At 68.3% G+C, this 12726-nt stretch carries 16 protein-coding genes; 9 read left to right on the top strand and 7 right to left on the bottom strand.

Going from position 1 to position 12726, the window contains the following annotated elements; all coding sequences use genetic code 11:
- Positions 1 to 15 precede the first annotated feature (15 nt).
- Together KIP79_RS11485 and KIP79_RS11480 are read left to right on the top strand one after the other, a co-directional pair.
- Positions 16 to 204 (top strand): FAD-dependent oxidoreductase, encoded by a 189-nt coding sequence (locus tag KIP79_RS11485; protein WP_214104722.1) that lies wholly within the window; start codon positions 16 to 18, stop codon positions 202 to 204.
- 115 nt (positions 205 to 319) lie between these two features.
- Positions 320 to 1552, top strand: a complete 1233-nt coding sequence (locus KIP79_RS11480; protein ID WP_214104721.1) for a cytochrome P450 family protein — start codon at positions 320 to 322, stop codon at positions 1550 to 1552.
- A gap of 147 nt (positions 1553 to 1699) precedes the next feature.
- Here KIP79_RS11480 and KIP79_RS11475 read toward each other — a convergent pair whose 3' ends face one another.
- A complete protein-coding gene (locus KIP79_RS11475; RefSeq protein WP_214104720.1) occupies positions 1700 to 2269 on the bottom strand; it encodes a TetR/AcrR family transcriptional regulator in 570 nt (189 codons plus the stop codon).
- A gap of 103 nt (positions 2270 to 2372) precedes the next feature.
- Here KIP79_RS11475 and KIP79_RS11470 point away from each other — a divergent pair, with 103 nt between their 5' ends.
- On the top strand, positions 2373 to 3299 hold the full coding sequence (locus tag KIP79_RS11470; protein ID WP_214104719.1) for an NmrA/HSCARG family protein: 927 nt from the start codon (positions 2373 to 2375) through the stop codon (positions 3297 to 3299).
- 10 nt (positions 3300 to 3309) lie between these two features.
- Here the strand turns inward: KIP79_RS11470 and KIP79_RS11465 are convergent, their stop codons facing one another.
- On the bottom strand, positions 3310 to 4269 hold the full coding sequence (locus tag KIP79_RS11465) for an alpha/beta hydrolase family protein (protein WP_214104718.1): 960 nt from the start codon (positions 4267 to 4269) through the stop codon (positions 3310 to 3312).
- Positions 4270 to 4437: 168 nt separating this feature from the next.
- On the opposite strand from KIP79_RS11465, the gene KIP79_RS11460 reads away from it, so the two are divergent.
- The 4 genes from KIP79_RS11460 (at position 4438) to KIP79_RS11445 (ending at position 6489) form a co-directional block, all read left to right on the top strand.
- Positions 4438 to 5034 carry a TetR/AcrR family transcriptional regulator gene (locus KIP79_RS11460; RefSeq protein WP_214104717.1) on the top strand — a complete coding sequence of 199 codons (597 nt, stop codon included), beginning with the start codon at positions 4438 to 4440 and terminating at the stop codon, positions 5032 to 5034.
- Positions 5035 to 5124: 90 nt separating this feature from the next.
- Positions 5125 to 5685, top strand: coding sequence for a TOPRIM nucleotidyl transferase/hydrolase domain-containing protein (locus KIP79_RS11455; RefSeq protein WP_214104716.1), 561 nt, complete (start codon positions 5125 to 5127; stop codon positions 5683 to 5685).
- Between the two features lie 75 nt (positions 5686 to 5760).
- Complete coding sequence (locus KIP79_RS50025) at positions 5761 to 5922, top strand: HAD hydrolase-like protein (RefSeq protein ID WP_214104715.1); 162 nt, start codon at positions 5761 to 5763, stop codon at positions 5920 to 5922.
- Positions 5923 to 6033: 111 nt separating this feature from the next.
- Complete coding sequence (locus KIP79_RS11445; RefSeq protein WP_308169675.1) at positions 6034 to 6489, top strand: DUF4265 domain-containing protein; 456 nt, start codon at positions 6034 to 6036, stop codon at positions 6487 to 6489.
- Between the two features lie 146 nt (positions 6490 to 6635).
- Here the strand turns inward: KIP79_RS11445 and KIP79_RS11440 are convergent, their stop codons facing one another.
- Both KIP79_RS11440 and KIP79_RS11435 read right to left on the bottom strand, forming a co-directional pair.
- Positions 6636 to 7244 carry a hypothetical protein gene (locus KIP79_RS11440; protein WP_214104713.1) on the bottom strand — a complete coding sequence of 203 codons (609 nt, stop codon included), beginning with the start codon at positions 7242 to 7244 and terminating at the stop codon, positions 6636 to 6638.
- A gap of 27 nt (positions 7245 to 7271) precedes the next feature.
- On the bottom strand, positions 7272 to 7748 hold the full coding sequence (locus tag KIP79_RS11435; RefSeq protein ID WP_214104712.1) for a hypothetical protein: 477 nt from the start codon (positions 7746 to 7748) through the stop codon (positions 7272 to 7274).
- A gap of 817 nt (positions 7749 to 8565) precedes the next feature.
- Between KIP79_RS11435 and KIP79_RS11430 the strand changes: the two genes are divergently transcribed.
- The gene (locus tag KIP79_RS11430) at positions 8566 to 9312 is read left to right on the top strand and encodes an SAM-dependent methyltransferase (protein WP_214104711.1); all 747 of its coding nucleotides are present in this window, start codon (positions 8566 to 8568) and stop codon (positions 9310 to 9312) included.
- A gap of 328 nt (positions 9313 to 9640) precedes the next feature.
- Here KIP79_RS11430 and KIP79_RS49380 read toward each other — a convergent pair whose 3' ends face one another.
- Genes KIP79_RS49380 through KIP79_RS11415 form a run of 3 tightly spaced genes read right to left on the bottom strand, consistent with a single transcriptional unit; the run spans position 9641 to position 11834 of the window.
- Positions 9641 to 10711 carry a glycoside hydrolase family 68 protein gene (locus KIP79_RS49380; RefSeq protein WP_214104710.1) on the bottom strand — a complete coding sequence of 357 codons (1071 nt, stop codon included), beginning with the start codon at positions 10709 to 10711 and terminating at the stop codon, positions 9641 to 9643.
- Entirely contained in the window at positions 10708 to 11562 is an 855-nt protein-coding gene (locus tag KIP79_RS11420; RefSeq protein ID WP_214104709.1) for an ROK family protein, read from the bottom strand. Before KIP79_RS11420 ends, KIP79_RS49380 begins: the two co-directional genes overlap by 4 nt.
- Positions 11559 to 11834, bottom strand: a complete 276-nt coding sequence (locus KIP79_RS11415) for an ABC transporter permease family protein (protein ID WP_372453565.1) — start codon at positions 11832 to 11834, stop codon at positions 11559 to 11561. Before KIP79_RS11415 ends, KIP79_RS11420 begins: the two co-directional genes overlap by 4 nt.
- Before the next feature lie 34 nt (positions 11835 to 11868).
- On the opposite strand from KIP79_RS11415, the gene KIP79_RS11410 reads away from it, so the two are divergent.
- Complete coding sequence (locus KIP79_RS11410; protein WP_214104708.1) at positions 11869 to 12609, top strand: substrate-binding domain-containing protein; 741 nt, start codon at positions 11869 to 11871, stop codon at positions 12607 to 12609.
- The last annotated feature ends 117 nt before the right edge of the window (positions 12610 to 12726 follow it).

Here is a 12726-nt window from a genome sequence, read left to right as displayed (position 1 = left end):
GTGCCGGAATGATCTGTGCGCACAAGTTCGGCGCTGTTCCCACCGGGTGCGTGGACCCAACTCGGCTCCACCTGGCGCCTGCCCGTCGGCCGAATCCACTGGGCGGGAGCGGAAACCTCGTCTCGCTGGTACGGCTACATCGACGGCGCCGTACGATCCGGAGAAACCGCCGCAGACGAGGTAGCGCAGGCCCTGGACCGATAGCGGCCCTCGTCCTTATTGCACTACTAAGTGTTTCACGTTTGGCTACGGAGTAGCGTCGGCCACCCGATCAGAAAGCGGAAGCCTCCGTGTGGTTTCCCGGCAACTGGAGCGTTGCATGTCGTCATCGTCCGTTCCCAGGTGTCCCAAGCTCGATCTCACCGGCCATGCGTTGCATGCGGAGGCCGCTGCGTTGCGCGCCCAGGGGCCGGCGGTGCTCGTCGAGCTTCCAGGGCCCGTCTACGCCTGGTCGGTCACCCGGCACAGCGTCATTCAGGCATTGACCGGTGACCCGCGCGTCTCGCGTGATCCCCACCGGCACTGGCCCGGTATGGCCGACCTTCCCGAGGGCTGGCCGCTGGCCGCGGGCGTTCTGAATCCGAGCCTCCTCAACACCTACGGCGAGGAACACCGTAGGTCCCGGCGCCGCATCGCCCCGTCGTTCTCGCCGCGGCGCGTCGAGCGGATCCGTCCGCACATCCAGGCGACCGCGGACCGCCTGGTCGAGGCGCTCGCCGCCCTGCCGCCCGGGGCGACGGCCGACGTGCGGCAGGCCCTGGCACTGCCGCTGACCATGACCGTCATCACCGACCTGTTCGGCGTTCCGGACCACATGCGCGAGAAACTCGGCGCCGCGATCGACGCCATTACGGATTGGTCGGCCGACCCGGAGCAGGCACTGGCCGCCCAGGCCGAGCTTTACAACGGGTTCACCGAGTTCGTGCGATACAAGAGAGAGCATCCGGGCGCCGACCTGACCAGCGACCTGCTCCTGCCGTCCGAGCCCGACGAGGAGGCGATGCCGGAACCCGAGCTGCTCGCCACCCTCTTCGTCACGATCGGCGCAGGCTACGAAACCGCCGTCAACCTCATCACCAGCGCCGTCCAGGCCCTGCTCACCCACCCCGAGAACCTGACCCGGATCCGCGAGGGAACCATCAGCTGGGAGGACGTCATCGAGGAGACGCTGCGTGCCGAGGGCCCGGTCATGCACCTTCCGCTGCGTTACGCCATCGAGGACATCGATCTCGGCGAGGGCGTCGTCATCGCCAAGGGCGACCCGATCATCATCGGCTTCGCCGCCGCCGGCCGCGATCCGGAACTCCACCCGGACCTCCCGGACCACTTCGACCCCACACGGACCAGCAAAGAACACCTCGCGTTCGGCTACGGACCCCACTTCTGCCTCGGCGCGCACCTCGCGCGTCTGGAGGCGGAAGTCGCCCTGACCACGCTGTTCGAGCGCCTGCCGGACCTCGCCCTCGCCCAGCCGGGGGAGCAGCCCGCCCGCATGCCGTCCTTCATGATCAACGGCCCCATCGGCCTGAAGATTGTTGCCCATCCGGCGTGACGCCACGGGAAGGTCGCGCGCCTTCCTTGTCCGCACACTGCCACTTTCGCTTGGGCGCAAGCCTAGATCCGGTCTTACTTTGTAAAGGGCGTGGGTTTTTAAGCCTCTCTGATCAACGAAACCAACAACCAATCAACAAGGGCACAGTCACTCCTGATGGGGGCTGATCCCCGCTATGGTCAGGCCGAGTAGTCGGTCTGACTCTGCAGCGGGGTCCACGTGGTGTTCCGTGGCCAGGGCGATGCCGGTGATCAGGGTGAGCAGGTCGGCGATGGTCACGCCCGGTGCCAGGGCGCCAGCGTTCGCGGCGCGGCGTACCAGGGGGTCGCCCGCCTCGGTGAGCTGTGCCGAGGCGCAGTGCTCGTGTGCCACGTCGGGGTCGGCCGCGCTGTCGCGGGTCAGTGCGATGGCCAGCCCTCGGATGGTCGCCGCGGAGGCGGTGACGGCGCTCAGCCACTCCAGTAGCGCCGCCCGGGTGTCGGCCCTGCTGGTCAGGTCGCGGGCGTGGGCGGACAGGGTTTCGATCCGTTCGCGGAAGACCGCCTCCAGGAGTGCGTGGCGGTTGGGGAAGTGCCGGCGTACGGTGGCCGATCCGACTCCCGCGGTGCGGGCGATCTGCTCCAGGGATGCGTCGGCGCCGTGCTCGGCGATCGCCTCTTCGGCCACGGCGAGCAGGCGGGCGTAGTTGCGCCGGGCGTCCGCGCGTTGGGCGGGCATGGTCTTACCTCACATTTGCTAAGTGGCGGGGTCCGCCGTATCTTACCGAAGAAGAAACGGCGGGCCCCGCCGTTTAGTGTATGCGTACCCCAGGAGAGGCCTCATGTCCACCGATCCCGCACCCGTCCTGGTCATTGGCGCCACCGGACAGCAGGGTGGCGCCACCGCCCGTGCCCTGCTCGCGGCGGGTGTTCCCGTCCGCGCGCTGGTCCGCGACCCCGCGGCAGACCGGGCGAAGTCCGTCGAAGCGCTCGGCGCCGAACTGGTCACCGGCGATCTCCGCGACCGCGACTCGGTGTTCCGGGCCGCGCAGGGGGCCCGAGCCGTCTTCTCCCTCCAGATGCCCGAGATGAAGGGAGGTACCTTCGACTTCGACGGCGAGCTGACCCAGGCCGTCAATTTGATCGAAGGTGCGCTGGCCGCGGGTGTGCCGCAGTTCGTGCACACGTCCGTCTCCGGTGCCGGGCGGCACACCGAGAGCCCCGGCTGGGGCGAAGGTCGCTGGGCGTCCCTGGCTCCCTACTACGCCGCCAAGGCCGGGATCCAGGATCGAGTACGCGCGGCGGGTTTCGTGCACTGGTCGCTCATCAAGCCGGGCTTCTTCATGGAGAACTTCCTGCCCTCCGTGGCGTACCTGATCCCGCGGGGTGTCGAGGGCGGCCTGGCGACTGTCCTGAAGCCCCAGACCCGGCTCTCCCTCGTCGCGGTCGACGACATCGGCAGGACGGCGGCGGCGGCCATCGCCGCGCCGCAGCGGTTCGACGGGGTCGAGCTGGAACTGGCGAGCGACTACCTGACGATGACGGACATCGCCAAGACCCTCTCCCGCGCTCTGGGCACCGAACTGCCCGCGCCCGACATGACCGAGGAGGAGGCCATCGCCGCGGGAATGCCGGTGTGGGCGGGCGTCTCGCACGAACTCATGAACGTGGCCGGGCAACCCGCCCGTCCGGAATTCGCGCGGGCCCTCGGTATCCCGCTCACGACCTTCGAGGAGTGGGCGCACCAACACCTACGGGCGACAGCCTGACACTGCCTGGTTACCTGGATTCGACCCGTCCGAGCGGATTCGTTCCGTCCGCCAGCGCGTCACGGGCCGCCTGCCAAGCGGGATCCCCGGGGTAGAGCTCGGTCCGTAGATAGGCCCAGGTGAGCTGCTGGACCGCGGCGACTCGCTCGGGGCTTTCGTCCGTGGTCTCGGCGACGTCATATCCGGCGACCCCGCCGAGTCCGTGCTCTGCGTCGAACAGGGTGAGCATGGTTTTGGGACCGGGGGAGAGGAAGTACGGATCGGTGAACCAGTCCGCGCCCCGGGCCGTGAGGTGGGGAGAGGCGTCCTTGTCGCCGATGACCACCAGCGTGGGCGTCGTCATCTTGGAGAAGTCCGTGGTCAGCAAGAAGGAGTAGTTCTCGGCCGCGAACGTGGTGAGGGCATCGCCGCCTCTGCCGGGGGCGGCGAGCAGTACACCCGCCTTGATCCGGGGCTCGGCCAGGTTCACTTCGGTTCCGTCGTGGGGATCGGTGAGCCGCGCGCCCAGTAACAGGCTCGCGGTGTGCCCGCCCATCGAGTGTCCGGCCACGGCGACCCTGCTTCGGTCCAGGCGCCCAAGGAGCTGCGGGACGGCGGCCTCGATCGTGTCGAGTTGGTCGAGGATGCGCTTCATGTCCTCGGCACGCGATCGCCAGTACAAGGGCGCCTCGGGGTCGTCGGGATTCAGGCTCAGCGTCCTGGAGTCCAGATGGGTGGGCTGGATCACGACGAAGCCGTGCGCCGCCCAGAAGTTGGCGAGTGGGGCGTAGCCGTTCAGCGAGGAAAGGTTGTTTGAGTAGCCGTGGCCGTGTGAGAGGAGGATGATCGGCAGTTCGTCTCCGGTCACGGGCGCGGAGACTCTCACCTGCAGATCCACGGCGCGGCCGGGAGTCGGCAACACCACCGGGCTGACCGAGAGGACGGGGGTGGGTGCGCTGGTGGTGCCGACTGCGTGAGTCGATTCACTCATGATGTGCGTTTCCTTCCATGGGCTTGCTGGCGGCCTCATTCGGCCGGCTGTGGGGGAGGCGGACAGGAACGCCCCGCTTCACCTACACTCAAAGCGGAACGCTGTTCCGAAACGGAAATATACGGAACGGCGTTCCGCTTAGTCAAGCGTCGTCGGAAGGGGAGTGTGGTGTCCAGTACAAGCCGGTCTGCGGAGGTGCCGGCCCGAAGCAAGCGGGCCGACGCGCTGCGCAACCAGCAGACGCTGCTCGCCGCCGCCGCCGCGGTGTTCGTCACCTCCGGCGTCGACGCGCCGATGCGTGAGATCGCGGCCAGAGCCGGCGTCGGACTCGGGACGATCTACCGCCACTTCCCGACCCGGGCGGATCTCATCGTCGCCGTCTACCGCCACCAGGTCGAGGCCTGCGCCGAGGCCGGCCCGACCCTGCTGACCGAGACCGACTCTCCCTTCGCGGCACTCCGTCAGTGGGTCGACCTCTTCGTCGATTTCCTGGTCACCAAGCACGGACTCGCCAACGCCCTGCAATCGGACAGCAGCGGCTTCGAAGCGCTACACACCTACTTCCTCGACCGCTTGGTGCCCGTCTGCGCGCAGCTGCTCGAGGCCGCGGTCAACGCCGACGAAATCAGGCCGGGCACGCACGCCTACGAACTGATGCGCGGCATCGGCAACCTCTGCATCGGACATGACAGCGACCCGCGCTACGACCCCCGCCGATTGGTCGAACTACTCCTCCAGGGCCTACAGCGACCGCAGTCACCCTGATGTCGCCTACGTCGTCTCGACCCGATCCGCCGGACTCCAACGCCGGAAAATGGGTACAAACCTCGCCGGACACGGTGCAAGGCTGAGCGCGTGAACCATACGCGCACCGTGGTCCTGGTCGAGGGAGTCAGTGACAAGTCGGCCATCGAAGCGCTGGCCGAGCGCCGGGGCCGAAACCTCGCGGCCGAAGGCATCTCCCTCGTGGCGATGGGCGGTGCCACGAACATCGGCACGTATGCCGGCAAGCTCGGCCCTCCCGGTCGCAATCTCCGGCTGGCCGGTCTGTACGACGCCGGCGAAGAAGGCGCCTTCCGGAGGGGCCTGGAGCGCGCCGGCCTCGGATCCAATCTCAACAGAAGCGATCTGGAGACGCTCGGATTCTTCGTGTGCGTAGCCGACCTGGAAGACGAACTGATCCGCGCCCTTGGCACCGCCACGGTCGAACGCGTCGTCGACGCCGAGGGCGACCTCAGATCGTTTCGCACACTCCAGAAACAACCCGGCTGGCGCGAACGCAACACCCACGACCAACTGCGCCGCTTCATGGGCTCAGGCAGCGGCCGCAAGATCCGCTACTCAGCCCCACTCGTCGCCGCACTGGACCTCGATCGCGTACCACGACCGCTGGACGGACTACTGGCCCACCTATAAGGCAGATCACGTACATAGACGCTGGTTGATCAAGAGCGGAGCGATGCGGCGTTCCTTTGACAGCCCGATGGATGGATGATCGGTGACAGCGCGGCAGCCGATGTTGGCGGCGGACGGGCCGTCGGCCTGCGGACGATATGGATTGATCGCGGGCGGCAGTGGCCTGATGCGATCGACAGGCCTGACCACGTCGTGGGTGATGTCGCTGAGGCGATCGCGATTCTGTTGACCCAGTAGGGAGCACGTCGGTGTTTGGCGGTGCTCATGACTGCTGCCTCTGGGGGATGAATTTGCCATCCTGTGCGGGTGAGTGGGAACAGTTTCGAGCGGGACCCTGGCGTTGACTGGGTGCGGGTGGTGTTCGACCTTGAACCCGAGGACGGGTGGCCTCCTGCGGGGACCGAGCGTTTGTGGGCGGTCAAGGTCGGCGACGATCGCGTCCGGTTGGACAACACCCCGTTCTTCGTCCGTGGCTTTGCGCTCGGTGATGTTGTCGTGGTCGCGCCTGACGAGGACGGGGTGCTGTGGGTGAAGCAGGCCGTGGAGTACTCCGGCAACTGCACGATTCGGATCATCCCAGCGGAGGGTGGTCGTCGAGTCGAGGAGCTTCAGGCGGTGCTGGACGCTTTCGCGCCGTTCGGGGTGGTGGGCGAGGGGATTGAGCAGTTCGGGTTGGTCGCGCTGAACGTTCCGTCTGCTGTGGACATTCCTGCGGTGAAGCGGTTCGTGATCCAAGGCGAGGAGGAGGGCCGGTGGCACTACGAAGAGGGCTGCGTGACTCCAGAATGGAGGGCGGCTGAGTAGCCGTTGGCTTCAAGCTTCTACCCCGCCTGAAGAGCATCGGCGCCATCCAGCTCTACGGCCCGGACGCCACCCAGACGAGCCGCCGAAGCTGGAGCGGGTCCTGAAGCGGGCGATCAATGGTGGAAGGGTGTTATTCCGACCGTGCGCTATTCCTCGGTCTGGAGGGTCGCTCGCGGGGTGTCCGTGAGCAGTGCGGCCGCCCAGAGGAATACCTTGGGATCGCCGAGACCCGAGTCGGTGAGCCATTGAGCCGCCCGGCGCGCGCCCTGCTCGTCCTGGATCAGCCCCCAGGGTCCCGGCTGGACGCCGGTGGCCCGGTAGACGTCGGCGACGAGGCCTCCCAGACAGGTCCAGGTATGCCAGCGCCCGCTGTCGAAGCCGACCAGTTCGAACCCCAACCGTCGGCCGCTGTCGCAGGGAAACCTCTCGCGCCGGGCCAGCCGTTCCGGAAGGCTCCCGGCCGAGGTGTCCCAGCCTCCATCGGCGATATCGGCCAACAGCCCGGGAACATCGGCGGCCGCGAATCCGACTCCGAGCACGTGCAAGCCCGGCCTGCCGGCGTGCTCGCACGCGATCTCGGCCTCTTGAGGGCTGGCGAACCAGTCGTCCCAGCCACCGGGATCTACCGAGGCCAGGTCCACCACGCAGTCGCTCATCGATACCAGACCAGCACCGGGAAGGCCCACGTCCTGCCAATCATGCCGATCGGCGCGGGTAGCGACTCGATAGCCAGCCAGGACGTAGCCGGGTTCCATCGCGCGATTTCCTCTCGCGATCAATCTCTATTTGTCCGGGCAGTCGGCCTCGGCCCACGTTGCGGCGAGGTCCCGGCAGACGATGATGACGGACCCGGTGTGGCAGGCGATCTCGTGGGCGCATCCGTCCGGGTGGGGCAGCACCTCGTCCAAGATGACCTCACCGAGGCGGGTCACAAGAGGCATGTCCGATGCCGTCTGCAGCGTGAAGCTGCTCACGCCTGTGTAGCGGATGGTCAGGTCCTCCTCGTGCTTCCAGCAGTTGTGCCGGAATCCGAGCTGTATCCAGCCGCCGTTACCGTCCTCCCCGAACAGGATCGTGTCCAGCTTCAGATCATGGACGCACCGCGCACTGCGGAAATCGTAGTGACCGGGCTCGGAGGCGTAGGCCGCAGCCCCCTCAGGCAGCGCCGCGCGGAGCTCAGGTAGCCGGTCGAGATACGCCTGCGGGCTGATCACACCGTCGATCTCGCCGACGGTGGCGGAGAGATCGACGTACTTCACGGGCCCGCCGATCGTGGGGCCTGGCTTGGCATGGCTTGTTTCTCCTTGGCGGTTCGGATAGCAAGGTAGTCGGTCCAGGCACGGCGTGCGTAGCTGACCCAGCGAACTGCGGTATTGACGTGGAGCCCGAGGAGGTCCGTGAGGATCGCGGCGGGGAGGTCTGAGGCGAGGGCTGCGAGTGCTCCGTCGCGGGCAGGTCGGGCGCTGATGCCGTTGAGGTGAGCGCGTCGGGATGTGCGGCGATGTGCCCCGCCAACTCTTCCAGGAAACCGGGCCGGGCCCTTCACCGTGATCGGCACCGCGGCTTCCAGCACGGCTGTGGCCTGCTCGGCGGGTCTGCGGCTCCAACGTGCCGTCCGAGCGGCGCCGACGTTCGCGGCGGGTGGTACGGTAGCGGCGGCAGCGACAATCTGTTCGCTTACGGAGACGAAGGAGGTGAGTTGATGACTGTCGTGGAGATCACCGCTGTGCGCGGTGCCCGGACCATCCTCACTTCCCGGGCCTCGTCCTGACCTTCGCCTGCCTTTCTTCCTGTTGGGAGTAGTCCCGGCACGCCTGCCGTCCGGCGGGGCCCCCTTTCAAGGGTCTCCACGTTGTTTCATCAACGCACTTCACACCGATCTTTTCCTCCTGCGCGCGTTCTGACTCTGGCCGACTACGGCTGGGGCGCCGAACGTGAGCGTTTCCTCACCCCGTCGCGGGCCGCCGGACTGGTTCCGGGCCGCGTGGTGCGGGCCGAGCGCGGCCTGTGCGCCATCAACCTGTGCGCCATTAAGCAGTTCCCGAACTTCAAGGCATGACGGAAAGGAATCTGGTCATGGACCTTCCCCGCATCTTCACCATTCGCGAGAGCGGCCACCGCATCCACAACCCGCTGACTCCCGTGAAGCTCGCCGCCCTAGGCGAAGCGCTCCACCTCGCCCCCGGGACACGGGTGCTTGACCTGGCCAGCGGCTCGGGCGAGATGCTGTGCACCTGGGCACGCGACCTGGGCTTCACGGGCACCGGGGTGGACATCAGCACGGTCTTCACCGCCCAGGCGCAGGCCCGCGCCGCCGAACTCGGCGTCGCCGACCGGGTGGAGTTCGTCCACGGCGACGCCTCCGGCCACGTCGCGGACCAGCCGGTCGACCTGGCCTGCTGCGTCGGCGCCACCTGGATCGGGAACGGCGTCGCCGGAACGGCCGAGTTGCTCAGCCGCAGCCTCCGCCCCGGAGGTCTGATGCTGATCGGCGAGCCCTACTGGCGGCGGACCCCTCCGGACGAGGAGACCGCCAAGGCCTGCCACGCCACCAGCATCGCCGACTACCTGCCGCTGCCCGGCCTGATCGAGCAGTTCGGCGACCTCGGCTACGACGTCGTGGAAATGATGCTGGCCGACCAGGACAGCTGGGACCGTTACGCCGCGGCCCAGTGGCTCACCATGCGCCGCTGGCTCGACCAGAACCCCGACGACGAAATGGTCCCGCAGGTACGCGCGGAGCTCACGACCGAGCCCGCCCGCTACGCGCGCTGCACGCGTGAATACCTCGGCTGGGGAGTCTTCGCCCTCATGAAGCGCTGACGCTCCCGTCCCGTGCGGGGCCCGGACACCACACCATCCGGGCCCCGCACGGGGCACGTCGTCGGCAAGGACCGCGACGACTGGCACACCCTGCTGTACACCCCGACGGTCAGCGCCACCCCCCGCATGATCGACAAAGAACTCACCCGCATCGGCTGGGACTTCGCCACCCTGCGCGCCCCCGACCCCTACGACCGGCGTACCTTCACCGACCCGCACGGCCTGCCGGCCTTCGTCGCACTGCTCATCGTCGACGAAGTCGACCGGCTCAAGACCACCGCTTTGGAACAGCTACGCGACCACTGCGACGGCATTGCGGTCTGGGGTCTCAGGAAATGCCGATGGCCGGTTCGATGTGGGTGCGGTTGCCCTCCAAGTGGAGTTTCAGCAGTGGTGCCACTGTTCCGCCGAAGTGTGTCCGGTCGGCTGGGCCTCTGTAGTCGAGGAAGCTCACCACCCGCAGGTCGTCGAGCACCATCCAGGCGTAGGCCTGGTCGGGCTGGGTCGCTGGGTTCGCGATGACCAGGCCGGAGCCGTTGAGGGGTTCGTAGGGGCCGTCGAGTGTTGTGGAGACGAAGCCGTAGAGGCCGGTGGGGGCGGTGTCGGGGGGCTCGAACGACTGGTGGTGGGTGCAGAAGAAGAGGTAGTGGAGGTTGTTGTGGGTCACGATGTGGGGGCGTTCGATCTCGCGGTTGATTCCGTCGGCGATCAGGAGGGGCGGGCGTAGTGGCCAGCCTTCGGATTCTGGGCCGGTCAGTGCGATGGCGCCCATGTGGCGGTCGCCCCAGGGGATTGAGGCCGCGATCAGCAGGTGGCCTCGGAACCAGGCCGGGTCGCGGAAGGCCCGGATGTTTCCCGGTCCTCCTTCGAGGTCGTCTGCTGGGAGGTAGAACTCGCTGTCGGAGCGTACGATCTCCCGATGGCTGCCCGACCGTGGTTGCCGGGAGTTCCCGAGCGGCAGTCGGGCCTCGATGACCCGTTGGACGAAGGTCGGCCGGGGCTCGCCGCGGTGCCCGGTCGCGGTGTAGAAGACCGAGACGGTGCCGTCGGGGCGGCGGATCGCCGTGCCCGACCATTCGCGGCTGCCGGGTGATTCCTCGTCGGGGAAGAGGTTCCCGAGGTCGATCCACTTCCCGGCGTCCAGGGCCAGCAGGCGGATGCGGGCCACGTCGTGGCGGTCTTCCGGATGGCCGAGTGCGGGGGCGGTCAGGCCCATCCAGAGTTCGCGGCCGTCGAAGAGGGCGGTGGTGCCGTCCTCGTCCTGGATCGCCCACATGTCCCACAGGTCAAGGCCGGGTAGCGCCGCCTCGGCCGGGCCCAGGATCGGCGGCGCGGTCGTCGCCGGGTCCTCGGTGATCAGGTCGAGGTGGCGCCGCGTCCAGCGGGTCGTCGTGGTCACCCGTTCTCGTTTCCGTTCAGGGCCGCTCGGGCCAGTTCCGCCGCGCCGGTGACACCGGACAGGTTGCCCAGCCCCGGCGCGGTGATGACGGTGTCCAGGGCGTAGCCGCCGGCCAGTTCGGCCGCGCGGGCCCGGACCAGGTCGAGCAGGCCGGGCCTGCCGCCGACTCCGCCGCCGATGATCACCATCTGGGGGGACAGGATGGAGGCCAGGTTGTGTACGGCCAGTGCCAGGTACTCGGCCTCCAGCTCCCACGGCTCGCCGTCGCCGAGTTCCTGCGCGGGCCGCCCCCAGCGTTGACGCATCGACGTGCCGGAGGCCAGCCCTTCGAGGCAGTCGCCGTGGAAGGGGCACACGCCGGGGAACGGGTCGCGTGCGGTGTCGTGGGGGATCCGCATGTGCCCGGCCTCCGGGTGGGTACGGCCGTGGAGGGGACGTCCGTGCGTGATGACGCCCACCCCGATGCCGGTGCCGACCGTCATGTAGGCGAGGGTGTGCAGGCCCCGGCCAGCACCGTGCCGCCACTCGCCGATCGCGGCACCGTTCACGTCGGTGTCGAGCGCGACCGGCACCCCCAGCCCGTCGCGGAAGGGGGTCACCACGTCGGCGCCGGACCAGCCGGGTTTGGGGGTGGCGGTGAGGTGCCCGGTCACCAGGTCGACCGGGCCGAAGGTGGCGATGCCCACCGCCGCCGGGGCCGGGTGGCGCCGGAAGAACGCCAGGGCCGCCGGGATGGTTTCCTCGGGGGTCGTCGTCGGGATCGTTTCGGTGGCCGCGATTTTTCCGTCGGTGTCGGCCAGCGCGCACACCCATTTCGTGCCGCCGGCCTCGACGGCTCCGTACGTGATCACCCCTTAAGTGAACCCTGAAGCAGGGCTGTGACGAAACGCCGCTGGAAGATCAGGAACACCGCGAGTGTCGGCGCCAGGATGAGCAGCGAGCCCGCGCACAGCAGCGGGATGTCGGTTCCCCACTGTCCCTGGAAGGCGCCCAGGGCCCCTGACATGGTGCGTTGCAGCGGGTCGTCGACCAGCACGATGGCCAGCAGGAACTGGTTCCAGGTCCACAGGAACAGCAGGATCGCCAGCGACGAGGTCGCCGGGGCCGCCAGTGGCACGTGGATCCGCCAGAAGAGCTGCCAGGTTCCGGTGCCGTCGATGCGGGCGCTCTCGGCCTGCGCCGATGCCGAAGGCCAGCGGGGCAGACACGGCGGCCCGCTTGCCGCCCGCCTGGGCCGGGGGCATCAGGAAGAAGCCGATGTCGCCGGCCATCTGCTTGTCGAGGTTGCCGGACTCCCACAGGTACTGGGTGGCCTGGAGGTTGGCGGGGGTGTCGATGGTCGCGCCGGACTTCTGGAAGATCCAGTTGTTGATCGGCGCCAGTGGGCCGTAGGAGGCCATCAGGTCCTGGAGCGGGGAGGCCAGGCCGCCGGTCGCGCCGCCATTGAACTGCGCGATCGGGGTCAGGCCCGCCTCCTTGGCCTTGGTCAGGGCGGCGTCGAGGTCGGCGAGAGCCTGCGGGGGAGTGGTCATGCCGATCTGCTCGGCCGGCTTCTTGTCGTAGAAGACACCGGTCATGGAGAAGTTGAGGCCCATGGCGTAGAGCGAGCCCTCGCCCCGTACTGGCTGGCTCTGGGCGCCTACCAGGCGTTGAGCGACGCCGGGCTCTCGGTTCCCTTCGACGACCATCCGATCGCGTCGTGGATGCGGCCCAAGCTGACGACCGTGGCGTTGCCGCACTACGAGCTGGGGCGCAAGGCGGTGGAGGTGCTGTTCGCGGGCGAGGAGGCCGAACCCGGCCGGGTACATCGGGTCGCCATGCCGGTGAGGTACCGGGACTCGGTTTCGGAAGCGCGCGACCGTGGCCCGCGTGACCAGGCGGTGCCGGACCCGGGATGACGACGCGGGAGGTCACGCCAACCGCGTAAGGAGAGGCCGCCGGTCGAGGGATCGAGGGTCGGGCTCATGGTGTGGGCTGGCACACGGACCATGAGCCCGACGTCTACTCGGTGGGAA

It is taken from the genome of Acrocarpospora catenulata (genome assembly GCF_018476525.1).
GTDB lineage: Bacteria > Actinomycetota > Actinomycetes > Streptosporangiales > Streptosporangiaceae > Acrocarpospora > Acrocarpospora catenulata.
Note: the sequence above shows the minus strand (reverse complement) of the source record. Positions and strands in the feature narration are given on the sequence as shown.

What these genes read in the sequence shown, in the direction of transcription:
- KIP79_RS11480 (WP_214104721.1), top strand. Translation starts at nt 320, where the DNA reads ATGTCGTCATCGTCCGTTCCCAGGTGTCCCAAGCTCGATCTCACCGGC.
- KIP79_RS11475 (WP_214104720.1), bottom strand. Translation starts at nt 2,269, where the DNA reads ATGCCCGCCCAACGCGCGGACGCCCGGCGCAACTACGCCCGCCTGCTC.
- KIP79_RS11470 (WP_214104719.1), top strand. Translation starts at nt 2,373, where the DNA reads ATGTCCACCGATCCCGCACCCGTCCTGGTCATTGGCGCCACCGGACAG.
- KIP79_RS11465 (WP_214104718.1), bottom strand. Translation starts at nt 4,269, where the DNA reads ATGAGTGAATCGACTCACGCAGTCGGCACCACCAGCGCACCCACCCCC.
- KIP79_RS50025 (WP_214104715.1), top strand. Translation starts at nt 5,761, where the DNA reads ATGATCGGTGACAGCGCGGCAGCCGATGTTGGCGGCGGACGGGCCGTC.
- KIP79_RS11440 (WP_214104713.1), bottom strand. Translation starts at nt 7,244, where the DNA reads ATGGAACCCGGCTACGTCCTGGCTGGCTATCGAGTCGCTACCCGCGCC.
- KIP79_RS11430 (WP_214104711.1), top strand. Translation starts at nt 8,566, where the DNA reads ATGGACCTTCCCCGCATCTTCACCATTCGCGAGAGCGGCCACCGCATC.
- KIP79_RS11410 (WP_214104708.1), top strand. Translation starts at nt 11,869, where the DNA reads ATGCGGGCGCTCTCGGCCTGCGCCGATGCCGAAGGCCAGCGGGGCAGA.